21 protein-coding genes, 1 pseudogene and 1 riboswitch are annotated in these 23,849 nt (G+C 62.9%); of the genes and pseudogenes, 10 read left to right on the top strand and 12 right to left on the bottom strand.

Going from position 1 to position 23,849, the window contains the following annotated elements; all coding sequences use genetic code 11:
- Positions 1-6: 6 nt before the first annotated feature.
- The 3 genes and pseudogenes from RPG13_RS08255 to RPG13_RS08245 form a co-directional block, all read right to left on the bottom strand.
- A pseudogene (locus tag RPG13_RS08255) lies at positions 7-196 on the bottom strand (transcriptional regulator); the annotation flags it as partial.
- Complete coding sequence (locus RPG13_RS08250; protein WP_292624331.1) at positions 181-1,077, bottom strand: ankyrin repeat domain-containing protein; 897 nt, start codon at positions 1,075-1,077, stop codon at positions 181-183. The pseudogene RPG13_RS08255 and the gene RPG13_RS08250, both read right to left, overlap by 16 nt.
- Before the next feature lie 275 nt (positions 1,078-1,352).
- Entirely contained in the window at positions 1,353-2,375 is a 1,023-nt protein-coding gene (locus RPG13_RS08245; RefSeq protein WP_292624333.1) for a substrate-binding domain-containing protein, read from the bottom strand.
- Between the two features lie 364 nt (positions 2,376-2,739).
- On the opposite strand from RPG13_RS08245, the gene RPG13_RS08240 reads away from it, so the two are divergent.
- From RPG13_RS08240 to RPG13_RS08220, 5 genes are all read left to right on the top strand, one after another.
- Positions 2,740-4,095 (top strand): ABC transporter substrate-binding protein, encoded by a 1,356-nt coding sequence (locus tag RPG13_RS08240; RefSeq protein WP_337124821.1) that lies wholly within the window; start codon positions 2,740-2,742, stop codon positions 4,093-4,095.
- A 241-nt stretch (positions 4,096-4,336) separates the two neighbouring features.
- Positions 4,337-5,350, top strand: a complete 1,014-nt coding sequence (locus RPG13_RS08235; protein WP_126103952.1) for a carbohydrate ABC transporter permease — start codon at positions 4,337-4,339, stop codon at positions 5,348-5,350.
- Position 5,351: 1 nt separating this feature from the next.
- Positions 5,352-6,506: a carbohydrate ABC transporter permease gene (locus RPG13_RS08230; RefSeq protein WP_126103953.1), complete on the top strand. Its 1,155-nt coding sequence runs from the start codon at positions 5,352-5,354 to the stop codon at positions 6,504-6,506.
- A 4-nt stretch (positions 6,507-6,510) separates the two neighbouring features.
- Complete coding sequence (bglA, locus tag RPG13_RS08225; protein WP_292724060.1) at positions 6,511-8,175, top strand: beta-galactosidase BglA; 1,665 nt, start codon at positions 6,511-6,513, stop codon at positions 8,173-8,175.
- A gap of 25 nt (positions 8,176-8,200) precedes the next feature.
- Positions 8,201-9,313: an ABC transporter ATP-binding protein gene (locus RPG13_RS08220; protein WP_095484416.1), complete on the top strand. Its 1,113-nt coding sequence runs from the start codon at positions 8,201-8,203 to the stop codon at positions 9,311-9,313.
- A gap of 199 nt (positions 9,314-9,512) precedes the next feature.
- Here the strand turns inward: RPG13_RS08220 and RPG13_RS08215 are convergent, their stop codons facing one another.
- From RPG13_RS08215 to RPG13_RS08205, 3 genes are all read right to left on the bottom strand, one after another.
- Positions 9,513-9,749 (bottom strand): DUF680 domain-containing protein, encoded by a 237-nt coding sequence (locus RPG13_RS08215; RefSeq protein ID WP_126103955.1) that lies wholly within the window; start codon positions 9,747-9,749, stop codon positions 9,513-9,515.
- Positions 9,750-9,821: 72 nt separating this feature from the next.
- Positions 9,822-10,043 carry a DUF680 domain-containing protein gene (locus RPG13_RS08210; RefSeq protein ID WP_126107273.1) on the bottom strand — a complete coding sequence of 74 codons (222 nt, stop codon included), beginning with the start codon at positions 10,041-10,043 and terminating at the stop codon, positions 9,822-9,824.
- Between the two features lie 127 nt (positions 10,044-10,170).
- Positions 10,171-10,374 (bottom strand): DUF680 domain-containing protein, encoded by a 204-nt coding sequence (locus RPG13_RS08205; protein WP_126103956.1) that lies wholly within the window; start codon positions 10,372-10,374, stop codon positions 10,171-10,173.
- A 508-nt stretch (positions 10,375-10,882) separates the two neighbouring features.
- A riboswitch (cobalamin riboswitch) is annotated at positions 10,883-11,084 on the top strand.
- Between the two features lie 214 nt (positions 11,085-11,298).
- Between RPG13_RS08205 and RPG13_RS08200 the strand changes: the two genes are divergently transcribed.
- Positions 11,299-12,546, top strand: a complete 1,248-nt coding sequence (locus RPG13_RS08200) for an aromatic ring-hydroxylating oxygenase subunit alpha (RefSeq protein WP_126103957.1) — start codon at positions 11,299-11,301, stop codon at positions 12,544-12,546.
- A 24-nt stretch (positions 12,547-12,570) separates the two neighbouring features.
- The gene (locus tag RPG13_RS08195; RefSeq protein WP_337126995.1) at positions 12,571-13,686 is read left to right on the top strand and encodes a hybrid-cluster NAD(P)-dependent oxidoreductase; all 1,116 of its coding nucleotides are present in this window, start codon (positions 12,571-12,573) and stop codon (positions 13,684-13,686) included.
- A gap of 72 nt (positions 13,687-13,758) precedes the next feature.
- Here RPG13_RS08195 and RPG13_RS08190 read toward each other — a convergent pair whose 3' ends face one another.
- From RPG13_RS08190 to RPG13_RS08165, 6 genes are all read right to left on the bottom strand, one after another.
- The gene (locus RPG13_RS08190; protein ID WP_292220916.1) at positions 13,759-14,505 is read right to left on the bottom strand and encodes an FAD-binding oxidoreductase; all 747 of its coding nucleotides are present in this window, start codon (positions 14,503-14,505) and stop codon (positions 13,759-13,761) included.
- A complete protein-coding gene (locus RPG13_RS08185) occupies positions 14,502-15,113 on the bottom strand; it encodes a molybdopterin-dependent oxidoreductase (RefSeq protein WP_292651492.1) in 612 nt (203 codons plus the stop codon). Before RPG13_RS08185 ends, RPG13_RS08190 begins: the two co-directional genes overlap by 4 nt.
- Positions 15,114-15,213: 100 nt before the next feature.
- Complete coding sequence (locus tag RPG13_RS08180; RefSeq protein ID WP_337124820.1) at positions 15,214-16,752, bottom strand: DegQ family serine endoprotease; 1,539 nt, start codon at positions 16,750-16,752, stop codon at positions 15,214-15,216.
- Between the two features lie 473 nt (positions 16,753-17,225).
- Positions 17,226-17,951 carry an MBL fold metallo-hydrolase gene (locus RPG13_RS08175; RefSeq protein WP_337124819.1) on the bottom strand — a complete coding sequence of 242 codons (726 nt, stop codon included), beginning with the start codon at positions 17,949-17,951 and terminating at the stop codon, positions 17,226-17,228.
- A gap of 16 nt (positions 17,952-17,967) precedes the next feature.
- The gene (locus RPG13_RS08170) at positions 17,968-19,134 is read right to left on the bottom strand and encodes a diphosphate--fructose-6-phosphate 1-phosphotransferase (RefSeq protein ID WP_337124818.1); all 1,167 of its coding nucleotides are present in this window, start codon (positions 19,132-19,134) and stop codon (positions 17,968-17,970) included.
- 118 nt (positions 19,135-19,252) lie between these two features.
- Complete coding sequence (locus tag RPG13_RS08165) at positions 19,253-20,026, bottom strand: L,D-transpeptidase (RefSeq protein WP_337124817.1); 774 nt, start codon at positions 20,024-20,026, stop codon at positions 19,253-19,255.
- 205 nt (positions 20,027-20,231) lie between these two features.
- On the opposite strand from RPG13_RS08165, the gene RPG13_RS08160 reads away from it, so the two are divergent.
- From RPG13_RS08160 to xylB, 3 genes are all read left to right on the top strand, one after another.
- On the top strand, positions 20,232-20,855 hold the full coding sequence (locus RPG13_RS08160) for a LysE family translocator (RefSeq protein WP_337124816.1): 624 nt from the start codon (positions 20,232-20,234) through the stop codon (positions 20,853-20,855).
- Positions 20,856-20,864: 9 nt separating this feature from the next.
- Positions 20,865-22,187 carry a tetratricopeptide repeat protein gene (locus RPG13_RS08155; protein ID WP_337124815.1) on the top strand — a complete coding sequence of 441 codons (1,323 nt, stop codon included), beginning with the start codon at positions 20,865-20,867 and terminating at the stop codon, positions 22,185-22,187.
- 81 nt (positions 22,188-22,268) lie between these two features.
- Entirely contained in the window at positions 22,269-23,723 is a 1,455-nt protein-coding gene (gene xylB, locus RPG13_RS08150) for a xylulokinase (RefSeq protein WP_337124814.1), read from the top strand.
- Positions 23,724-23,849 lie beyond the last annotated feature (126 nt).

Here is a 23,849-nt window from a genome sequence, read left to right as displayed (position 1 = left end):
ATTGCTCTAATCCGGCGCGCCGGCGACCGATCCCCTGATCACCAGATCGACCGGCCAGACTTCGCCGCGGGCGCCCTCCTCCAGGCCGGAAATCCGCGCCGCCAGCCGCTCGGCGATGCGCGTCGGCCAAGCGGATCGACGAACGCGTCGTCGACAACGGCACCGAAAAATTCTCCGGCTTCAGCCAGGGGGCAGCGGGATCGGCTTGTCGCTGAGTGTGCGCAAGTAGGCGATCATGTTGACCCGTTCGGTCTCGTCCGGGACACCGGGAGTCTCCATCTTGACGCCCGGCGTGGTGAGCATGGGCCCGAAGAGAAATCTGTTCAGATCCTCGTACGTCCAGACACCCTCCCAGCCCAGCAAGGTGTCGGAGTAGCGCACATCTGCCATGGATGCCTTGTCGCGGCCGACGACGCTCCACAAGTTGGGTCCTATTTTGTTCCCTCCCTGTGGCTCGGCGTCGTGGCAAGTAGTACACCGGCGGCTGTAGTCGGTTCGGCCTTTCTCGACATCGGCAGAAGCCAACTTCATTGAGATTGGGGCTGGTGTTGGCAAGACGACGCCATGCGCCAAGAGATAGTCAGCAACTTCGCGTTGCCCCCTGCTTTTTGCCAGATGGAGCGGCGTCTTGCCGTGCATTGCCTTCGCATTCACGTCCGCTCCGGCCTCGACCAGTGCCTTCACGCAGTCGAAACAATCGAGAGTGACGGCGACATGAAGGGCGAATTCGCCACCACGATCGGAATTTGGATCCGCATCCCGCTCCAGCAACAGATTTAACAGATCGATCTTGCCTGTCCCGACAGCCGCCATCAGCGGTGGACCACCAGTCGTCTGGGCGTTGACTTCGGCACCACGTTCTATGAGCAGTTTTGCCGCTTCGATGTGGCCCATAAAGACCGCGAGATAGAGCGGCGTTGCGCTTCCATCACTCTCATCTACATCAGCGCCTGCATCCAGCGCAGCCGTGATCGCTGCGACATCGCCGTTCATGGCGGCATCGTGAATGTCGGCGGCATGCGATACAATCGGGATTTTTACAAGCAGCAGTGCAATGAAGAGCAAGGACACGCGCATTCGGCATCTCCCAAGGCAAACCGCAGTAAGCGTCACGGTTTCAAGCCGGCAAAGTATACCACGAATGCCTGATCGTAGCCACGCCCATCGACGGCTCAATGAATGGTGGCAGCCCTGAAAGAATGAAAGTTTTCAGGAAGACCGGCCATGTCCTTACCAGCCGTTTGGTAACGGGCCGAAAGTTTCCATCCACGTCACTTGCGCGGTCGCGCAAGTGACGTGGATGACTGGAATGGGTCGAACTCCGTCGCTCAGAGCGATTTGGATTTGGACCTCTAACCCGGCGCGCCGGCGACCGATCCCCTGATCACCAGATCGACCGGCCAGACTTCGCCGCGGGCGCCCTCCTCCAATCCGGAAATCCGCGCCGCCAGCCGCTCGGCGACGCGCGCGCCGGCCAGGCGGATCGACGAACGCGTCGTCGACAACGGCACCGAAAAATTCTCCGGCTTCAGCCAGGGGAAGACGTCGTCATGGGCGATCAGCGACAGGTCGCCCGGGATGGTCAGGCCGAGATCGCGCACCGCGCGCACGACGCCGAGCGCCATGATCAGGCTGGAGCAGGCGATCGCTGTCGGCGCATCGCTTTGCTCGAGCAACCGTCTGGCGGCGCGGTAGCCGTTCTCCTCAGTCATGGCGAGGGAACAGACATGGCCTTCGCCAAGCACCAGACCGCTCGCTGCCAATGCCCGGCGCACGCCACGCTCGCGGTGGATGGCGAAAGTCTCGCGGTCGTCGCCGTTGATCAGCGCCAACCGCCGGTGACCGAGCTGAACGAGCAGCCGTGCCGCCTCGTGGAAGGCACCCTCATTATCGATGTCGGTGAAAGGGTAGTCGAAATCGAGCCCTTCGCTGCGGCCATGGACGACAAACGGGATGCCGAGCGTGTTGACCAGCGCCACCCGCCGGTCGGCCGGCTTCGGCGAGGAGATGTAGACGGCGTCGACCTGCCGGTTGGCGACAATACGCCGGTAGGTCGTCTCCTGGTCGTCGGCATCGGCCGGGGACAGCGCCAGGTCGAGTTCATGCGAACGGGCATAGTCGCCGAGACCGGACAGGAATTCGACGAAATGCGGGTCGATGTCGACGGCCGTGCCGGTCGGCAAGACATAACCGATCATCCCGGTCTTGCCGGTGGCCAGCCGGCGCGCGCTCGGGTTGGGTCGGTAGCCGTGGCGCTTGGCTGCGTCGATCACCCGCCGGCGCGTTTCCTCATTGACTTCCGGGTAGCCGTTCAGCGCGCGGCTTACCGTTGTCTGCGAAAGCGCCAGCATGTGGGAGAGCTGTTTGAGGTTCACCGGAGGCCTCCAAGCCTCAAAGCGCTTTAACTATGGATCGGCCTAGCCGCTACGGGCAGCCCTGCCTGATGCAAAGACCATAAGCACCGTTTCCAACCAGTTTGAAGCAAAATATGCTGCCGCAGCGCCAAAAAAGCATGCTGCAGCGCACTTCAGTTGCTCTTATATCGCGAAAATTAAATCGATTAGCACGTGACCCTCTTGACTCCTGATCGATTCAGTGGCGTGATCGAAAAGACCAAAGCGCTTTGGAAGACTCTTCGAAAGGTTGCGGTTCCTTTCCGACTGAGTCACAGTCCTGCAGCGTCGGCGGACGGAATGGAGGTTCCGTCCGAGTGTTTGTCACCACTGGGAGGGAATACCGATGAAGAAAATGCTTCTGCTGAGCGCCGCCTTTGTCGCGCTCGCCCTGGGCGCGCCGGCGCAAGCCGAACTGAAGTTCAAGCCGGGCGAAGATCCCCGCTTCAACTGGGCGAATTACGAAGACCTCAAGAAGGTCGACCTCAAGGGCGAGACGCTGTCGATCTTCGGGCCATGGCGCGGCGAGGACGAGGGGCTCATCCGCACCGTTCTCGACTATTTCTCGGAAGCCACCGGCGCCGAGATCAAATACTCCTCGTCGGAAAATTACGAACAGCAGATCGTCATCGACACGCAGGCCGGCAGCCCGCCCAACATTGCCGTGCTGCCGCAGCCGGGCCTGATCCAGGACCTGGCGTCCAAGGGCCTGCTGACGCCGCTCGGCGACGACACCGCCAACTGGATCAAGGACAATTACGGCGCCGGCCAGTCATGGGTCGATCTCGGCACCTTCAACGACAAGGGCGGCAAGCCGGGCTTCTTCGCCTTTCCCTACAAGGCCGACGTGAAATCGCTGGTCTGGTACTCGCCTGACAATTTCGAGGAAGCCGACTACGAGGTGCCGAAGACGCAGGAAGAGCTCGCCGAGCTCGAAAAGAAGATCATCGCCGACGGCGGCACGCCATGGTGCATCGGGCTCGGTTCGGGCGGCGCCACCGGCTGGCCGGCGACCGACTGGGTCGAGGACATCATGCTGCGCACCCAGACGCCCGAAACTTACGACAAGTGGGTGAAGAACGAAATTCCGTTCAACGATCCCGCGGTGGTCAATGCCATCGACATTTTCGGCAAGATCGCGACCGACGACAAAATGGTCGACGGCGGCGCCAAGGCGGTTGCCGCGACCGACTTCCGCGACAGCCCGAAAGGCCTCTTCTCGGTGCCGCCGAAGTGCTATTTGCATCATCAGGCGTCGTTCATCCCGACCTTCTTTCCGGAAGGCACAGAGATCGGCCAGGATGCCGACTTCTTCTACTTCCCACCTTACGCCTCTAAGCCTGACCTCGGCACCCCGGTGCTCGGCGCCGGCACGCTGGCCATGATCACCAAGGATAGCAAGGGTGCCCGCGCGTTCATCGAATTCCTGAAGATGCCGCTCGCCCATGAGATCTGGATGGCCCAGGGCGGTTTCGTGACGCCGCTCAAATCGGTCAACAAGGATGCCTATGCCAGCGACGCGCTGAAGAAGCAGGGCGAAATCCTTGCCGAAGCCTCGACGTTCCGCTTCGACGGATCCGACCTGATGCCGGGCAAGATCGGCGCCGGCGCCTTCTGGACCGGCATGATCGATCTTGTCGGCGGCAAGTCCGCGCAGGATGTCGCCACCGACATCCAGAAGAGCTGGGACGCGATCAAGTAGGCGCCCCCGGCTGAACGTGCGGACTACCGATCCTGAATGGATCCGGGCCTCAATGGCCCGGATCCGACCGGCGGCCCGCGCCGCACCGATTGTCACGAGTACAACGACATTCCAGCTTGGAGTGCGATCAGCAATGGTGGAAACCGGTTTGCGTTCGATCGCTCTCAACAACTGAATCGGCCCATGATCCCGTCGCCAAAGCCATTCTCGACTGGCGGATCATGCGCAGAGGGAGGGACCCGTGGCGGCTCAGATTTTCTCGGCCATATTTGTCATCATCGTCGGCGTCGGCGGCTGCGTCGCCTATTTCTGGGGCGCCAACAAGCTGGTGGACATCATCTTCCCGTCGCGCGGCGTCGCAGGTGCTGCGGCCATCGACAATTTGCGCCGGCAGGGGATGATCCGGCCGTGGCTGTTCGTCGGCCCGGCCATGATCATCCTCACCATCTATTTGATCTACCCGGTCGTGGAAACGCTCAGGCTGTCGTTCCTCGATCGCGGCGGCGCCAATTTCGTCGGCTTCGCCAATTATGAATGGGCGTTCGGCGACCGCGAGTTCCGCACCTCCATCCTCAACAACATCATCTGGCTGGCGGTCGTGCCTGCCGCCTGCACCTTCCTCGGGCTGATCATCGCCGTCCTCACCGACAAGATCTGGTGGGGCACCATCGCCAAGAGCCTCATCTTCCTGCCGCTGGCCATCTCCTTTGTCGGCGCCAGCGTCATCTGGAAATTCATCTATGAGTATAGAGGCGCCGGCCAGACGCAGATCGGGTTGCTCAACGCCATCATCCAGTATTTCGGCGGCCAGCCGCAGGTCTGGATATCGCTGCCGTTCTGGAACAATTTCTTCCTGATGATCATCCTGATCTGGATCCAGACCGGCTTTGCCATGGTCATCCTGTCCTCAGCCTTGCGGGGGATTCCCGAAGAGACGCTGGAAGCGGCCGTCATCGACGGCGCCAATCCGTTCCAGATCTTCTGGAAGATCATGGTGCCGCAGATCTGGGGCACGATCGCCGTCGTCTGGACCACCATCACCATCCTGGTGCTGAAGGTGTTCGACATCGTGCTGACCATGACCAACGGCCAATGGAATAGCCAGGTGCTGGCCAATCTGATGTTCGACTGGATGTTCCGCGGCGGCGGTGATTTCGGCCGTGGCGCGACCATCGCCATCATCATCATGGTCGCGGTCATTCCGATCATGGTCTGGAACATCCGCCAGGCGAACAAAGAGACGGGAGGACATTGAGATGGCCGTGGCGACCGGAAAGTCTTTTGCCAGCCGTTTCGGCGTCCATATCGCCGTCTTCATCTTCGTCGCGATCTGGACCATCCCGACCCTCGGCATTCTCGTCTCGTCGCTGCGCGACAAGGATCAGATCATCGCCTCGGGCTGGTGGAACTCGTTTGCCAGTTCCACCCAGACGGAAGCGGGCCGGCTGCCACCCGCCTCGGCGCAAGTCGAGAAGGACGGCAAGTTCGTCCTCGAGGGCAACATCTTCGGCGAGGATGCGGCCCGCGACATCAGCGCCTTCGGCGTCAAGTCGGCGGCGCCGACGCAATATCCCGCCGGCACGACAGCCGATCTCGGCGACGGCGAGACCTTGCAGCTCAACGCCGACGGCAGTTTCGTCATGACCTCAACGAAGCCCTTCGAGGGCAAGCGCGGCCAGCGCGTCTACTACGCCTCGTCGGCGCCGCCGAAGTTCACCACCGACAATTACAATACGGTGCTGTTTTCGGAGGGCATCGGCCGCTCGTTCATGAATTCGCTGACCGTCACCATCCCGGCGACTGTCATCCCGATCCTGATCGCGGCGTTCGCGGCCTATGCGCTGGCCTGGATGCGCTTTCCCGGCCGGGCATTGCTCATCGCGGTTATCATCGGCCTCCTGGTCGTGCCGCTGCAAATGTCGCTGATCCCGCTGCTGAAGCTCTACAACGGCGTCGGCAGCTTCTTCGGCGTGCCGTCCAAAACCTATCTCGGCATCTGGCTGGCGCATACCGGCTTCGGTCTGCCTTTCGCTATCTATCTCCTGAGAAGCTACATTGCCGGCCTGCCGCGCGAAATCATGGAATCGGCGCGCATCGACGGCGCCAGCGATTTCGAGATCTTCGTCAAGATCGTGCTGCCGCTGTCGTTCCCGGTGCTGGCCTCCTTCGCCATCTTCCAGTTTCTGTGGGTGTGGAACGACCTGCTGGTTGCGATGGTTTTCCTCGGCACTGAGGGCGACCAGATCGTGCTGACCGCCAAGCTCAATGCGTTGCTCGGCTCGCGCGGCGGCGACTGGGAGATCCTGACGACATCGGCTTTCATCACCATTGTCGTGCCGCTGATCGTATTCTTCTCGCTGCAGCGCTATTTCGTCCGCGGGCTGCTCGCCGGCTCAGTGAAAGGTGGTTGAGATCATGCAATCCGCTGTGAAAGCGACGTTGAGCCCCGACCTCGCCGTCGGCCGCGACTGGTGGCGCGGTGCCGTGATCTACCAGATCTATCCGCGCAGTTATCAGGATTCGAACGGCGACGGCATCGGCGACCTCAGGGGCATCATCGCCAGGCTCCCCTATATCGCTGCGCTCGGCGTCGATGCCATCTGGATCTCGCCGTTCTTCAAATCACCGATGAAGGATTTCGGCTACGACGTGTCAGACTATTGCGACGTCGATCCGATGTTCGGCACGCTGGCCGATTTCGATGCCTTGACCGCCGAGTCGCACAGGCTCGGGCTCAAGGTGATGATCGACGAGGTGCTGTCGCATACGGCCGACATCCATCCGTGGTTTAGGGAAAGCCGCTCGAGCCGCACCAATCCCAAGGCGGACTGGTATGTCTGGGCCGACGCCAAGCCCGACGGCACGCCACCCAACAACTGGCTGTCAATCTTCGGCGGCTCTGCCTGGCAGTGGGACACCAGCCGCCAGCAATATTACCTGCATAATTTCCTGGCCGAGCAGCCCGATCTTAATTTCCACAGCCGCGCCGTCCAGGACGCGCTGCTCGATGTCACCCGCTTCTGGCTGGAGCGCGGCGTCGACGGTTTCCGCCTCGACACCATCAACTTCTATTTCCACAGCCAGGGCCTGGAGGACAATCCGCCGCTGCCGCCCGAAGAACGCAACGACCAGACTGCTCCTTCCGTCAACCCTTACAACTACCAGGACCACCTCTACGACAAGAGCCGCCCCGAAAACCTTGGCTTCCTCGAGCGCTTCCGCGCCCTGCTCGACGACTATCCGGCGACAGCGGCGGTCGGCGAAGTCGGCGATTCGCAACGCGGGCTGGAGGTGGTGGCGGCCTATACCGCCGGCGGCAAGCGCGTGCACATGTGTTATTCGTTCGACTTCCTGGCGCCCGAAAAAATCAGCGCGGCCAAGGTGCGCTCGGTGCTGGAAGCCTTCGGCAAGGTCGCCAGCGACGGCTGGTCGTGCTGGGCGTTCTCCAACCACGACGTGATGCGCACTGCCTCGCGCTGGGCGGCCGGCGAAGCCGACCAGACCGCCTATCTCAAGGTGATCTCGGCGCTGCTGATGTCGCTGCGCGGCTCGGTCTGCATCTATCAGGGCGAGGAGCTTGGTCTTGGCGAAGCGGAATTGCAATTCGAGGATCTGCAGGACCCCTACGGCATCCGCTTCTGGCCGGAATTCAAGGGCCGTGACGGCTGCCGCACGCCGATGGTCTGGGATGGCGCCGACAGCAATGGCGGCTTCTCCAAGGCAAAGCCATGGCTGCCCGTGCCCGCCAAGCACCTTTCGCAAGCGGTCGATGTGCAGCAGGGCGACGACAGCTCGCTGCTTGAACACTACCGGCGCTTTCTCGCCTTCCGCCGTTTGCATCCGGCGCTGGCCAAGGGCGATATCAACTTCATCGAGAGCGACGGCGATACGGTCGCCTTCACGCGCCGCGAGGGCAACGAGCAGATCGTCTGCGTCTTCAATCTCGGCAGCCGACCGGCGGAAGTCAATCTCGGCGGACGCTCGCTGCAGCCCTTGCCGGGGCACGGGTTTTCGGGACAGACTGGCGCCGGCTCTATCCGCCTCGGCGGCTACGGCGCCTGGTTCGGGCGCATCGACTGAGTTTGCAATTCACTGGAGGGAACCCATGGCCGATGTCACGCTAAGGCAAGTGAAGAAATCATACGGCAATCTCAACATTCTCCACGGTATCGACCTCGACATAAAGTCGGGCGAGTTCATCGTCTTCGTCGGCCCTTCGGGTTGCGGCAAGTCGACCTTGCTGCGGTCCATCGCCGGGCTTGAGGAAATCACCTCCGGGGAGCTCAAGATCGCCGGCGAGGTGGTCAACGACGTGCCGCCGTCGAAGCGGGGCATCGCCATGGTCTTCCAGTCCTATGCGCTCTATCCGCACATGACCGTCTACGACAACATGGCGTTCTCGATGAAGATCGGCAAGGAGAGCAAGGCCGAGATCGACAAGCGGGTGCGCCAAGCGGCGGAAATCCTGCAGCTGACCAAATATCTCGACCGCTTGCCCAAAGCGATGTCGGGCGGCCAGCGCCAGCGCGTCGCCATCGGCCGCGCCATCGTGCGCAACCCGAAGGTCTTCCTGTTCGACGAGCCGCTGTCGAACCTCGACGCGGCACTGCGCGTCGCCACCCGCATCGAGATCGCCAAGCTCAAGGAGTCGATGCCTGCCACAACAATGATCTACGTCACCCACGACCAGGTCGAGGCGATGACGCTGGCCGACCGCATCGTGGTGCTCAAGGACGGCCATATCGAGCAGGTCGGCACGCCGATGGAGCTCTACAAGAAACCCGGCAATCTGTTCGTCGCCCAGTTCATCGGCTCGCCGGCAATGAACATCCTGCCGGCGACGATCGACAAATCAGGCAACCCGACCATCGTCAGCCATGTCGGCGGGCGCAAGGCGACGGTGCCGATCGCCACGCCGGCCTCAGCGAAGGGCGCTTCGGTGAGCTTCGGCGTGCGGCCGGAGGATCTGATGATCGCTAGCGGCGCGGATTATCTTTTCGAGGGAACGGTAGATTATGTCGAGCAGCTCGGCGAGGTCCAGCTCGTCTATGTCGACATCGGCCGCGCCGACCTGCCGCTGGTGACCAAGCTGCCCGGCAATGTCGAGGTCAAGCGGGGCGCGACGCTGCGGTTGAGTGCCGATGCCGGCGACCTGCATATTTTCGATACCGACGGGCGGTCCTTCACGCTTCACGAAGCGGAAGCAAAGGCGGCCTGAGAACGGCAGCAGGACTGCCGAGCAGTTGTTGTTTGGCGAAGCCAAAAACAAGAGCGGCGGGGCAAAGCCCGCCGCTCTTGTGCATTCAGGTTGCTGTTAGAGCGACGTGCGTCCAAGTGGACGCACAAAGTACGCTCTAACACTTTGAACCTACGCATCGTGCTTTCCGAAAATCGATTCCGATTTTCGGGCCGATGCGCTAGCGGCCGAACAGGTTCCGGTCGCTGCCCTGCGGGGCGGACTTCTCTACGTCGCCCGACGAATTGAGCAGCTTGTAGATCGGCGAACCGGTGTTGCGTACCGAAGACGTCTGCGTGTTGTCGACGTTGACGGTCGCCTGCTTGTTGATGTCGGTCCCGCCAACATTGTCGTTGTTGGCAAAGGCGCTGCCGGCAGCAAGCAAAAGCGCGGCGGCGGTAAGAACGATCTTCTTCATTTCAGTGCTCCTGGATTTTCGTATCCCATCAGCGCGGCAGGCAAATGCCGCCGCTGCTGTTGGAACTGGCTGTTAGTTGTTGCCGAAGAGGTTACGGTCGCTGCCGTGGACGGGTTTCTCGTCGGCCGGAACCGGATTCTGCGCCGAAGCGGAATTCTGAACCGAAGCCGTGTACGAGCTGTCGGCCGCAGCGGCCGGCTGGTTGGCGCCGTTCGATCCATAGTTGTCGCTACCGGCAAAAGCGCTGCCGGAGATGGCCAGAATGGCGGCGGTGGCAAGAACAATCTTCTTCATTTCCAATACTCCTGAATTTCTAAAGATCCCTAGCGGCGGACCTGCCGCCGCTCTGTCTTCTTGTTTGACCATGATCTTTTCCGAAAACCGGTTTCCACTTTTTGGGACCATGGTCTGGGATCAGCTGTTAATTGTTGCCGAAAAGGTTGCGGTCGGCGCCCTGGACGGCGGGCTTTTCAGCGTGAGCCGGCTTCTGAATGGAAGCCGTGTACGAGCTGTCGACCGCAGCGGCCGGCTGGTTGGCGCCGTTGGACCCATAATGGTCGCTGCCGGCAAAGGCGCTGCCGGTGATGGCCAGAACGGCGACGGCAGTAAGAGCAATCTTTTTCATTTTTGGTACTCCAGTATCTTAGTTTTCCGTCCGGCTAGCGGCGTGTCTTGGAAGGAATTCGCGTCGTTCGGACAGCCCCGATGTGGGAAGGCCATCCCGCAGATTCCAATCACGAAGTTGTTCCGTGTGGACCAAGAATCTACACCTTGAAATTGTACCAGACGCTTCTACAGGCGCTGCTTTATCTTTTATTTTCAAAGCTTTATGCCAAAGTCGCCATTTGACGATTTGACGGATTGGCGGACCTGCGTTCACAGCGTCATGCACGCATTGTCAACAGAAACGAACCGTTCGGTTCGATTTTAGGAGCGGCTAATAGTCACTTTTGGAAACTGTTAACCTTCTTTGCCTCCGCCGCGGGTCGGAATTCGATGTCACGGCGGCCGACAATGGTGGCCGAAAAAATGGGTTTCAGCCCTGCAATTACCAACCTGCACGTTTCGCGGGCCGTGTCGCGCCGCATGGATACGATGTCGCTTTCATGCCGACAGTCAGCTGGCCGTCATGATTAGATGACGCCATCTCAGGTGCCGCTTGGTGACGACGAAGCGGAGAATTGGGAAGCCGGTCAAATCCCGGCGCTGCCCCCGCAACGGTGGTGGAGTTCAAGTCGCAACGGGAGACCACTGGGCCACAAGCCTGGGAAGGTGTCGCGACTGTCCGCAAGGACACTCCAGAGCCCGGAAACCAGCCCGAGGTGTCTAGACTCGACTGATCGCGGTGGGCGGTCAAGAGGTGGATGATGCATGTCTGGCCTGTCGCCGGCGTGCAAGCGATCCTTCCTCAATCACCACCAGTTCAGTCTTTGGAGCGACATGCGTCCATCTGGACGCATAAAGTACGCTCCAAGAATTTGAATTGCGCATCGTGCTTTCCGAAATCGATTCCGATTTCGGGCCGATGCGACGGCTATGAGGACAGGACATGGATTCGCGCAACGACATGCTGAGGCTCTTGCACGGCCGCAGGCAAGGCTATTCGCTCGAGCAGCCCTTCTACACCGATCCCGATTTCTTCAAGCTCGACATGGAGCTGATCTGGTATCGCGATTGGCTGTTCATCGGCCACGATTGCGAGTTGCCGAAGCCGGGCAGCTACATCACCGCCCAGATCGGCGACTATCCGGTCGTGCTGGTCCGCGACCAGCAAGGCAAGATCAATGCCTTCCACAATTCCTGCCGGCATCGCGGCAGCCGCGTCTGCAACGCCGACAAGGGCACGGCGGCAAAGCTCGTCTGCCCCTATCACCAGTGGACCTACGAGCTAGACGGCCGGCTCCTGTTCGCCCGCCAGATGGCGGACGGCTTCGACAAGAGCCAGTTCGGCCTCAAGCCGGTGGCTTGCGAAAGTGTCGGCGGCTACATCTTCATCTGCCTGGCCAAGGAGCCCGCCGATTTCGCGCCGATGCGCGCCATGATCGAGCCTTACCTGCTGCCGCACCGGCTGCGCGAGGCAAAGGTCGCCTTCGAATCGACCATCGTCGAGAAGGGCAATTGGAAGCTCGTCTGGGAGAACAACCGCGAGTGCTATCATTGCGCCGGCAATCATCCGGAACTGTGCAAGACATTCCCGGAAGCGCCGACCGTGACCGGCGTGCAGGGCGCCGACAGCGATCCTGAGATGCTGGCGCACTGGGCGAAATGCGAGGCGGCGGGCCTGCCGAGCAAGTTCCGCATCGATCCGGCCGGGCAATACCGCGCCACCCGCGCACCGCTGCTGCGCGACGCTGTCAGCTATACGATGACGGGAAGACGCGCCGTGAAGAAGAACCTTTCCGACAGCGTTTCGACCGACCGTGTCGGCTCGCTGCTGCTCTATCACTATCCGACGACCTGGAACCACATCCTCGGCGATCATGCGGTCACCTTCCGCGTGTTGCCGATCAGCGCCACGGAAACCGCCGTGACAACCAAATGGCTCGTCCATAAGGACGCGGTCGAAGGCGTCGATTACGACCTTGCCGAACTCACCCATGTATGGACCGAGACCAACGACCAGGACCGCCGCATCGTCGAGGAAAACGCCTTCGGCATCCTGTCGCCGGCCTATGAGCCCGGCCCTTATTCGGAACTGCATGAGGGCGGCGTCATCCAGTTCGTCGAATGGTACGCCTCCTTCATCGGACCGCGCCTTGCCGAGGACGGCCGGCCGGCGTTGCGCAGCGTCGCCTAGAGAAAGGTGAGAGGGATGAATGCGATGACGGACCTCGGGCTCTATCGCCATCTCGACGAAATGGCGCCCTGGAACGACCGGCTGCAGGTGCTGGAGGTGATCGGCGTCAGCGACGAGGCGCCCGACGTGAAGACCTTCACCTTCCGCTCCGACAACCAGACCTGGTTCCGCTATAAGCCGGGCCAATTCGTGACGCTGGAACTGCCGACCTCCGACGGCCCGCTGATGCGGACCTATACGCTGTCTTCCTCGCCGTCGCGGCCGTTCTCGATCGCGGTGACGGTGAAGGCGCAAGCCGGCAGTCTCGGCACGCGCTGGATGTTCGACAATCTGAAGCCCGGCGTTCACGTGAAGGCTTATGGTCCGACGGGCGACTTTTCGCTGCACAGCCATCCCGCGGCCAAGTATCTGTTCATTTCGGCCGGCTCCGGCGTGACGCCGATGATGTCGATGCTGCGCTGGCTGAACGATTGCGCGCCATGGACCGATGTCGGCTTCGTCAACTGTGCACGAAAGCCCGAGGAGATCATCTTCCGCAAGGAGCTCGAACTGCTCGGCAGCCGCATGCCGGGTCTGACGCTTGGCTTCATGATCGAGGAACGGTCCAGCCGCGAGGGTTGGTTCGGCCATATGGGCCGGATCGACGCGATACGGCTGCCGCTGCTGGCGCCAGACTTCCGCGAGCGCGAAATCTTCTGCTGCGGCCCCGACCCGTTTATGCGTGCGGTGCGGCAGATGCTGGAGGCCACCGGCTTCGACATGGGCAACTATCATCAGGAGAGCTTTGCGGCCCCGATGGTGGAGGAAATACCGGCCCCGTTCGGTTCGCCGGCAGAGGGTGGGCCGGCAGAGGGCGGGGTCGAAATACCTGCCGAAGCCGCAACGCCAGTCCGCTTTTCGCTTTCGGATGTCGATGCCGACTGCGTTGCCGGCCAGACCGTGCTGCAGACGGCGCGCGCTTCGGGCGTGCGCATCCCGGCGGCCTGCGAGTTCGGCCTGTGCGGAACCTGCAAGGTGAAAAAGGTCTCGGGCACGGTCGAGATGAGCCACAATGGCGGCATCCTCGATCACGAGATCGACGACGGCTTCATCCTTGCCTGCTGTTCGAAGCCGCTGACGGCGATCGAGATCGAGGCATGACCGGCGGCCCTAAAGCGCGTCGCGTTTTGACCGGCCTTATGCGACGCGCTTTAGGTTGTTGCGCGACATGCATTAGACCCCGTAGCGCTCGGTGCGGATGAGGCTTGCCGGAACGCCGGCATCGATCAGCGCCTGGGCGGCGGCCGACACGAAGGCATTCGAGCCGCAGACAAAGGCGAACCTTGGTGGCGTGGGCAGCCGCACCATCGATTGCTCTATCATTGCAACGTCGATCCGCCGAGAATAGTCCGCCGGGCGCCGGGCCGGCTCGCGCGTCAGCGTCAGCACCAGATCGAAGCCGTCCCGGCGATCATGGAAATCGATCAGCTCGTCGCGAAAGATCACCTCGTCCCAGATCCGTGCGGAAAACACCAGCGTGGCAGGAACCGCCGATTTGCGTGCGGCGCGATGGCGGATCATCGCCATCAGCGGCACCACGCCCGACCCGCCGCCGACCAGCAGAAGCGGGCCGCCGTCACTGTCGGACCAGACAAAGTGTCCGCCGAGCGGTCCGCGCAGCTCGACCTCGTCGCCGACTGCCGCGACCTCGTGGAAGAATGGCGAGACCTCGCCATCATCGAGCCTTTCGATCGCCAGCTCGATCGTCTCGCCGCCTTCCGGCGCCGAGGCAATGGAGTAGGAACGGCGCGCCTGATAGCCATCCGGCGCCGTCAGCCTGACATCGACATGCTGCCCGGCACGATAGGCGAAGGGCCGTGACGGCCGGAGGAAAAAGCTGGTGACGCGCGGCGTGCGCTTTTTGATGCGGGTGATGGTCACCGTCTGCCAGGGCGACTGCGCCGCCGGCTGGTCGCTCATGGATCGCCCGTATAGCGCTGCTCGCGCCACGGGTCGCCATAGATGTGATAGCCGCGCAGTTCCCAGAAACCCGGCTCGTCGCGCGCGGTGAACTGCAGCCCGTTCAGCCATTTGGCCGACTTCCAGAAATAGAGATGCGGAACCAGCAGCCGCGCCGGGCCGCCATGGTCCGGCGTGATCGGCTTGCCTTCGTAAAGCAGCGCCACCATCGCCTTGCCGGCGGTGAGGTCCTTCGTCGGCACATTCGTGGTGTAGCCGTCGAACGACAGCGCCAGCGTGAAGGGGCTCGGCGGCTCGATGCCGGCATCCGCCAGAATATCGTCGACCAGCACGCCTTGCCACGCCGTGTCGAACTTGGTCCATGCGGTGACGCAATGAATGTCGCGCGTCATCTTGGTCAAAGGCAGCGCGTTGAACTCTGTCCAATTCCACTTCTTGATCGGCCGCGGTCCGTGCTTGAGTGTGAACGACCACTCCTCGGTGCGCACACGCGGCGTCGGCCCGGCCGACAGCACCGGGAATCCTTGTTCGAGATACTGCCCCGGCGGGATGCGGGCATCCGCATCCGTCGGGGGCTTTCGTCCTGAAGAGAAGCCGCGGGTGACCATCGAGACAATCCATGCAGGTTGAAGCCAACCTGCGCTAGTCTTCTCGAAGATGCTCTGACGGGCAACCGAAATCTTGGCCGCGACCTCGCGCCAATGCGCTTCAGCCGGCGGCGAAGGGCACGGCGACGAAGATCTGCTCGTCGCCCCGTTCGACGAGCAGGAGCACGGACTTCTTGCCAGCCTTTCCGGCCTGCGCGATCGCCTGGTCCGCCTGCCTGGCGTCCCTCACCGGCGCCTGATTGACGGCGATGATGATGTCGCCCGGCTGGATCCCGGAAGCCGAGGCCGCCTTGTCAGGATTGACGCTCTCGACCAGCGCGCCGCGCTGGTTGGGCGCCAGGTTCATCGCCTGTCGGACATCCGGGGTGACGTCCATCAGGCCGAGGCCGATCGCAGGAGCACGAAGGCCTTGCTGTGCGGACGGTGTCTCTGGTCCGCCGCCGGCCGATGCCGTCTCCACATCGTCTCCATTGCGCCCGACATCGACGGAAATCTTCACATTCTGCCCTTTGCGCCAGACACCCAGCGTTTCCGTCTCGCCGGGCGAGACATCGGCAACGGCACGCGACAGGTCCTTGGGATCCTTTATCTGCTGACCGGCGAAGCTGGTGACGACGTCGCCGGTCTCAATCCCGGCTTTTGCCGCCGGCGAGCCGTCGCTGACCTCGGAAACCAGCGCACCGCTGGGCTGACCGAGGCCGACGGCGCTCGCCACGTCGGGCGTCACCGGCTGAATCTGGACGCCGAGATAGCCATATTGGATGGAGCCGCCCTTCATCAGCTTGGCGACCACCTTTTGCGCCTGGTCCGACGGGATGGCGAAGCCGACGCCGACGCTGCCGCCATTCGGCGAAAAGATCACCGTGTTGATGCCGACGACGTTGCCGCTCACATCCATCAGCGGACCGCCGGAATTGCCGTGGTTGATCGGTGCGTCGATCTGAATGAAGTCGTCAAACGGCCCGCTGTGCAGATCGCGGCCGCGCGCCGAGACGATGCCTGATGTAACCGTGGTGCCGAGGCCGAACGGATTGCCGAAAGCGAGCACCTGGTCGCCCGGCATGAGCTTGTCGGAATCGCCCCATTTGACGGTCGGCAAAGTCTTGTCGGATTTGATCTTGAGGACAGCGAGGTCGTTCTTGGCGTCGCGGCCAACCAGCTCGGCGGGAAGCTCGGTGCCGTCGTCGAGCGTCACCTTGATCGACGTGGCGCCGTCGATGACGTGATTGTTGGTGACGATGGTGCCGTCGGCTGCGACAATGAAGCCAGAGCCGAGCGCCTCTGCGCGAGGCGCCTGCTGCTGCGGCGGGGTCCTGGGGCCGGGCAGCCCCTGGTCGCCGAAGAACTGGCGGAAATAGTCGTCGAACGGTGAGCTGTCGCCGAAGGGAGCAGCGTCGCTCATGGTCTCCGACTGTGCCTTCATGACGGTGGTGATCGTCACCACTGCCGGCTTGTCGGCCGCCACGATCGGGGCGAACGATCCATTGGGCACCGTCATGCCAGTGACGGGAGGGGTCACTGTTTCTGCCAGGGCGCCATTCAGCTTGGGGGCGAGCGGCAGGATGAAAGGGCTGACGATCAATGCGGCGCCCAGCAAGGCGGCGACGCGATGTCTGCGAAGAATGTGGATGGGTGACATGGCCGTTGTCCGGGCGAGAAATTGGTCGGGCACCGTGGCGTTCCGGCTGGGAAACCGCCCATTCGGCGTGTCGAGGGTCGCCTTGCCTGTCTCGCCTGGCAGGCAGCCGACCGATCGACAGCCCCCGCATCTAGGGCGGCGATCGTGGTTTCCAGATGATATTACGAAGATTTAATATAACGGCCTGGCACCGGCCTGCCGGATGGCGCCGAAACCCGAAAACAAAAAACCCGCCTCAACGGCGGGTCGCTGGCGCAATCAGCACCATGCCAAAGTTACTAGCATAACTGCCGGCACAAAGCAAGAACAAAATCACTGAGACCCGGCACAAGAGCATGAACACCTCTGGCCCTGCTTCCGGCGTTGACGACTGGCGAAAGCCGTGGCGGCATCCAATCTCCCCCCTTGCGGAGGAGATCAGCAGCTTCGTCGACGGCGCCTGCCCGCATCTCTTCCCGTCCTGCCGGAGCCTCCTATGCGCCGATCCCGTCAGTCCGCCTGAGATAGCCGTTAGCGATCTCGCGCATCCGTTTGGCGTCGAAGCTCGGGCCGTGGCCGCCATGGCCGATGCGGATCGGCAAATCGAGCAGCCGCTGCATGGTGCGGCGATAGGCTGGTCGGTCGGAGTCCGGCAGGTCGTCGATCAGCATGGCGTCGTAGATGGCGTCACCGGCGAAGAACAGGCCATCGGCCTCATCGAATAGCGCGATCGAATCGGGCGAATGGCCGGGCAGATGCAGCACGCGGAACCGCCTATCGCCGAAGTCGACCAGATCGCCCTCGTCAAGCGTCCGCGTCAGCGGGGCCGGTGGGATTTTGTAATCGGCCGCTTTCCAGCCGGGCGCCGGCAGCTTGGAGACGGCGCCGTCGAGATCGTGGAACATGTGGGCGTAGGTGACCGCTTCGTCCATGCTGTCGAAATGCGCGGCACTCATCCTCGGCCCCGCCCGCGAGGGGAATTCGTGCAGCGAGCCGACATGGTCGAGATGGATGTGGGTGGCGACGACGAGCAGCGGCTTGCCAGCAGGCGTATTGATCTGCGGCGCCAGCGGGCAAATCCCCATGCCGGTGTCGACGAGCAGGTCGACGTCACGGCCGCGCAGATGCCAGATGTTGGCGCGCACGAAATCATGCACGAACGGCTCGGTCAGCATCGTCGTATGGGCGTCGACTTCCGTCTTGCTGAACCAGTCAAGCATCAGGAGATATCCGGCATCAGACGAACGGCTTCCCGACCTTGTATTTTTCGGGGACCAGGCGCTTCAGATAGGCCATGCCCGCATCGGAGAGCTGGTTGACATCCGGCAGCATGAAATCGTCGGGCATGTGGCGCGTCTTGCCGGCGACGTTTTTCAGCGGCACTTTCCTCAGCACGGTTTTCTTGCCGTCATATTGCAGCGCTACCGATCCGCCGCCCTCCTCCGCCACCTTGACGGCGAAAGCGCCGGCGTCGAAGGCTTCCTGCGCATCGACGGCGCTGATGGCGCCGACATAGCCGCGCGGCATGTAGCCGAGCGCATCGACGCGCGCCCGCTTGCCCGGCAATCCTTCGGCCAGCGCACGCTCGAGAGCGGCCGGCAGGTCGCTGCCCGACAGCTTGACGTTGCCATGCGCATCGCGCTCCAGTTTGTCCGGCGGCACCAGACTTTCGACCAGCGCCTTGCCGTCGGCGGTGCTGACGCCTTCGGAGACGGCGACGATACAGCGCTTATGGCGATCGAGCGTGGCTCGAACATCGTCGATGAAGGCCGCAGCCGAGAACGGGCGCTCCGGCACATAGACGAGATGCGGGCCGCTGTCGGGGTCAAGCTGCCATGCGGCAGCGGCGGCGGTGAGGAAACCGGCGTGCCGGCCCATGACGATGCCGACATAGATGCCGGGCAGGGCACGGAAATCGAGGTCGACCGAGAGAAAGGCGCCGGCGACAAACTCGGCCGCCGAAATGAAGCCGGGCGTGTGGTCGTTCTCCTCGAGATCGTTGTCGATGGTTTTCGGCGCATGGACGAAAGCCATCTTGCCGCCGCCGGCGGCGGTCAGGATCTGCTGCGTGCCCGACGTGTCGTTGCCGCCGATGTAGATGAAGGCGTCGGCGCCGGCCTTCTTCAGGCCGTTGAGGATGATCTCGCAATAGGCCTCGTCCGGCTTGTCGCGCGTCGAGCCGAGGGCGGCGCTCGGCGTGGCCGCAATCAGCCTCAACCGGTCCTCGGCAATGGCGGAAAGATCGACATAGTTGCCGTCACGAATGCCGCGCACGCCATGGATGGAGCCTAAAACCTTGGCGCCGGGATGCCGCTTGCGGATCTCGAGCGCGGCGCCCACCATCGTCTGGTTGATGACGGCGGTCGGGCCGCCGCCTTGCGCGATCACAAAAGTTCCGGACATGCTTCACGTCTCCCGAGCAGTGGCTTTGCAGGCACATTCGCCTGTCTTGCGAGATCACGCAACGGGAGAGTCGAGCGGCCGCGCCAGCCGCTATGAGGTCAGGCGACGACCGGGAGGGTCAGACGACGACGACGGGGTTCTTCCTGGAGACGCGGCTGTAGAGGTCGATAATGTCCTGATTGATCAGGCGAACGCAGCCCGACGACATCGCCTGGCCGATGCTCCACCATTCGGGCGAGCCGTGGATGCGGTAGCCGGTGTCCTGGCCATTCTGATAGATGTAGAGGGCGCGCGCGCCGAGCGGATTTTCGAGGCCGCCGGGTTGTCCGCCTTGCCATTTCACCAGCTCCGGCTTGCGGGCGATCATCTCGGCCGGCGGCGTCCAGACCGGCCATTCCTTGCCGTACTGGATGTTGGCGCGGCCGGACCAGCGGAAGCCTTCCTTGCCGATGCCGACGCCGTAACGGATCGCGTCACCGCCGGGCTGCACCAGATAGAGCAGCCGCTCCTGCGAATGGACGACGATGGTGCCGGGCTGCTCGCCGGTCGGGTCGACGACGATCTGGCGGCGGAATTCCGGCTTGACCTTGAGGTAGGGCACTTCCGGCAGCGTGAAGCCGCCATCGGTGACGGAGGCATACATCACACCAGGGCTGGTGATGTTCTTGTCGACGCTGATGCTCGGGCGGACAGGGGTGATCGCGCCAGTGGTGACGCCGTCGAGCTGCAGCGATGGCAAATCGAGCGTCTGGCTGCAGCCGGCAACCCCGAGCAGCGCCAGCGCACCGGCGCCGGACAACACCGCGCGGCGGGAAAGCTGGATTTCGGAAATTTCGATTTCGACGGCGTCGCCATTGTACGGCGGCGTCAGACCTTGCGGCAACTCACGCATGTACCCAAACCCTACGCTATCGGCGGGAAACACGGTCCGGCCGGATCGATGGTATTTTCACCAATCATGGTTGAAAAAGCGTGAAGACGTCTTGCCCTACCTTAACCTCTGGCCGAGCCCGTCGTGCCGTCTATTTCAATGCTGCCCCTTTACATCTTCGCGGGGTCGAGGATTTATCCTCTTCTTTGAGCTCAAGGAGACGAGCATGTCCTTCGAAAACTGGGCCGCCTTTGCCGCGGCCTCGACGATCCTTCTTGTCATTCCCGGCCCGACCATCCTTCTGGTCGTGTCCTATGCGCTCGGCCAGGGCTGGCGCACGGCGCTGCCGATGGCGGTCGGCGTGGCGTTTGGCGACTTCACGGCGATGACGCTGTCGATGCTGGGCATCGGCGCGCTGTTGGCGGCGTCGGCCACCGTGTTCACGGTGCTGAAGGTGATCGGCGCCGGCTATCTGATCTATCTCGGCGTAAAGCTGTTTCGCGCCGGTGGCACGCTCAGGGCCGAGCCGCGCCTGGATGCGGTGTCGTCGGCCAAGATGATGGCGCATGCCTGGCTGGTCACCGCGCTCAACCCGAAAAGCATCACCTTCTTCGTCGCCTTCCTGCCGCAGTTCCTCGACCGGCATGGCGATTTCTGGACGCAGATGCTGATCTTCGAAACCACCTTCCTGGCGCTCGCCTTCGCCAATGCCTTCGGCTATGCCCTGATCGCCGCAAAGGCGCGCAACGTGGTGCGCAATCCCCGGGCGATCCGTATCTTCAACCGCACCGGCGGCACGCTGCTGGTCGGCGCCGGCATCGCCACGGTGGCGATGCGTTCGGGCAATTGAGGACATGACATGGCAGTCAGGGACGCATTCGGCCTGACATTTTCGGGCGCGACCGAAGCCGGGTTTTCGCCCTACAGCCAGGCTGTCCGCGACCTGCAATGCTTCATCGGCGATCCGGTCGGCTCGGTCGACCGAGCCATCGCCGAGGATCCCGGCTTCGTCATGGCGCATGTGTTCAAGGGCTATCTCTTCGGCCTCGCCACCGAGCGCGAGGCGACTGCTGTGGCCAGGACATGCCACGAGGCGGCGCTGCCGCTTGCCGCGACGACGCGTGAGCAGGCGCACGTCGCAGCACTTGGCCATCTTGCCGCAGGACATTGGCATGAAGCCGCCCGTCTGCTCGAGGATATCGCCATCGAGTTTCCGCTCGACGCGCTGGCGCTGCAGACCGGGCACCAGATCGATTTCTTCACCGGCAACGCCCGCATGCTGCGCGACCGCATCGGCCGCGCGCTGCCGTCGTGGCAGAACGGCATGCCCGGCTATCACGCCATACTCGGCATGCAGGCGTTCGGGCTGGAGGAAATGGGCGACTTTGCGCGCGCCGAAAAGCTGGGCCGCGCGGCAGTCGACATCGAGCCGCGCGACGGCTGGGCGCAGCACGCCGTCGCGCATGTCATGGAGATGCAGAGCCGGCAAAAGGACGGCATCGCTTGGATGCGCGCCAACCCCGAAGCGTGGACGCAAGAGAGCTTCCTGCAAGTGCACAATTGGTGGCATCTGGCGCTGTTCCACTACGATCTCGGCGAGACCGACCAGGTGCTGGCGCTTTATGATGGGCCGATCTACGGCGAGCGCTCGACGCTGGCGCTCAATATGGTCGACGCCTCGGCGATTCTGTGGCGATTGCATCTCGGCGGCGTCGATATCGGCGATCGCTGGGCGGCGCTTGCCGCCAACTGGGCCAAGGCTGGCGCCGGCAATTATGCCTTCAACGATGCCCACGCGATGATGGCCTTCGTCGGCGCCGGCCAAGAAGCGCCGGTTCGCATCTTGCTCGAGGCGCAGCGCGAGGCCATGAACGGCAACGACGACAACGCCGCCTTCGCCCGGGACGTCGGCCATCCCCTGACGCTCGCCATCAAGTCGTTCGGCGACGCCAATTATGCCGAGACGGTGCGCCTCATCCGGCCAATCCGGGCGATTGCCCACCGCTTCGGCGGCAGCCACGCGCAACGCGACGTCATCGACCTGACGCTGATCGAGGCGGCGTTGCGTTCCGGCGACCATGCGCTGGCAAGGGCGCTCGCGGCGGAACGCGCGCTGGCGCGGCCGGACAGTCCGCTGTCGGCACTGTTCTCGCGTCGGGCGGCCGATTTGTCGGAGAATTGACCGGAGGCGGATCTTGTCTTAAAAACTGCCAAGTCAGATTTTTTCGAGATCCGAAAAAATTAATGGCATTGGGAGGACACCATGTATCTCGGCCTCGATCTGGGCACGTCGGGCGTCAAGGCGCTTTTGATCGATGCCGGGCAGACCGTCATCGGCTCCGGCCATGCTTCACTCGACGTGTCGCGGCCGCATCCCGGTTGGTCGGAGCAGAATCCCGCCGACTGGATCCGCGCCTGCGAGGACGCGATCGCCGAGCTCAAGGCATCGCATCCAGGGCAGCTCGCCGCCGTGAAGGGCATAGGCCTGTCCGGCCAAATGCATGGCGCCACCTTGCTCGACGCCGGCGACCAGGTGCTGCGTCCCTGCATCCTGTGGAACGATACGCGCAGCCATGCCGAGGCGGCCAAGCTCGACGCCGATCCGCGCTTTCGCAAGCTCACCGGCAATATCGTCTTCCCCGGTTTCACCGCGCCGAAGTTGGTCTGGGTGAAAAACAACGAGCCCGATATTTTCGCCAAGGTGGCAAAGGTCCTGCTGCCGAAGGATTTCCTGCGGCTATGGCTCTCCGGCGAGCATATTTCGGAAATGTCTGACTCGGCCGGCACGTCCTGGCTCGATGTCGGCAAGCGGAGCTGGTCGCCCGACCTGCTTTCCGCGACGTCGCTCGACGAAAAGCAGATGCCGTCGCTGGTCGAGGGCACCGAGAAGGCCGGCGCCTTGCGCAGCGAACTGGCCTCGAAATGGGGGATGCAGGCCGGCATCCCGATCGCCGGCGGCGCCGGCGACAATGCGGCCTCGGCCTGCGGCATGGGAACGGTCGGAGCAGGCCAGGCCTTCGTCTCGCTCGGCACGTCAGGCGTGCTGTTCGCCGCCAACGCGTCCTATCTGCCAAACCCAGAAAGCGCGGTGCATACGTTCTGCCATGCGCTGCCCGACACCTGGCACCAGATGGGCGTCATTTTGTCGGCAACCGATTCGCTTAACTGGCTGTCGGAGATATCAGGGAAAGGGCCCGGCGAGCTGACCGCCGAACTTGGCGATACGCTGAAGGCGCCGTCGGGCGTATCCTTCCTGCCTTATCTCTCAGGCGAGCGCACGCCCCACAATGACTCGGCCATTCGCGGCGCGTTTACCGGGCTTGCGCATGAAACCAGCCGCACCGTGTTGACCCAGGCCGTGCTGGAAGGCGTGGCTTTCGCCTTCCGCGACAGTCTCGAAGCCCTGACCAAAGCGGGCACGACGCTGACGCGGGTGACGGCGATCGGCGGCGGCTCGCGCTCCCTCTATTGGCTGAAGGCAATCGCCACCGCGCTCGGCCTGCCCGTCGACATTCCCGCCGACGGCGATTTCGGCGCTGCCTTCGGAGCGGCCCGGCTTGGCCTGATCGCGGCGACGGGCGCCGATCCGCTCAGAGTGTGCACGGCGCCGGCCACCGATGCCACCATCGAACCGGTCGCTGCGCTGAGCGACGCCTATGCGGATGCCTATCAGCGCTACCGGGCGCTTTATCCGGCGATCAGGGCTGTAACCGCGTGAGCCGGCGCTTACCCCCCTCTGGCCTGCCGGCCATCTCCCCCTCAAGGGGGGAGATCGGCAGTTCCAGCGCTGGTGCCAACCTTGTTTCGCTGGAGATTGGCGAAAGCAGAAAAGACAGCCAATCTC

Source organism: Mesorhizobium sp. ISC15, assembly GCF_037162615.1.
Taxonomy (GTDB): domain Bacteria; phylum Pseudomonadota; class Alphaproteobacteria; order Rhizobiales; family Rhizobiaceae; genus Mesorhizobium; species Mesorhizobium mediterraneum.
Note: the sequence above shows the minus strand (reverse complement) of the source record. Positions and strands in the feature narration are given on the sequence as shown.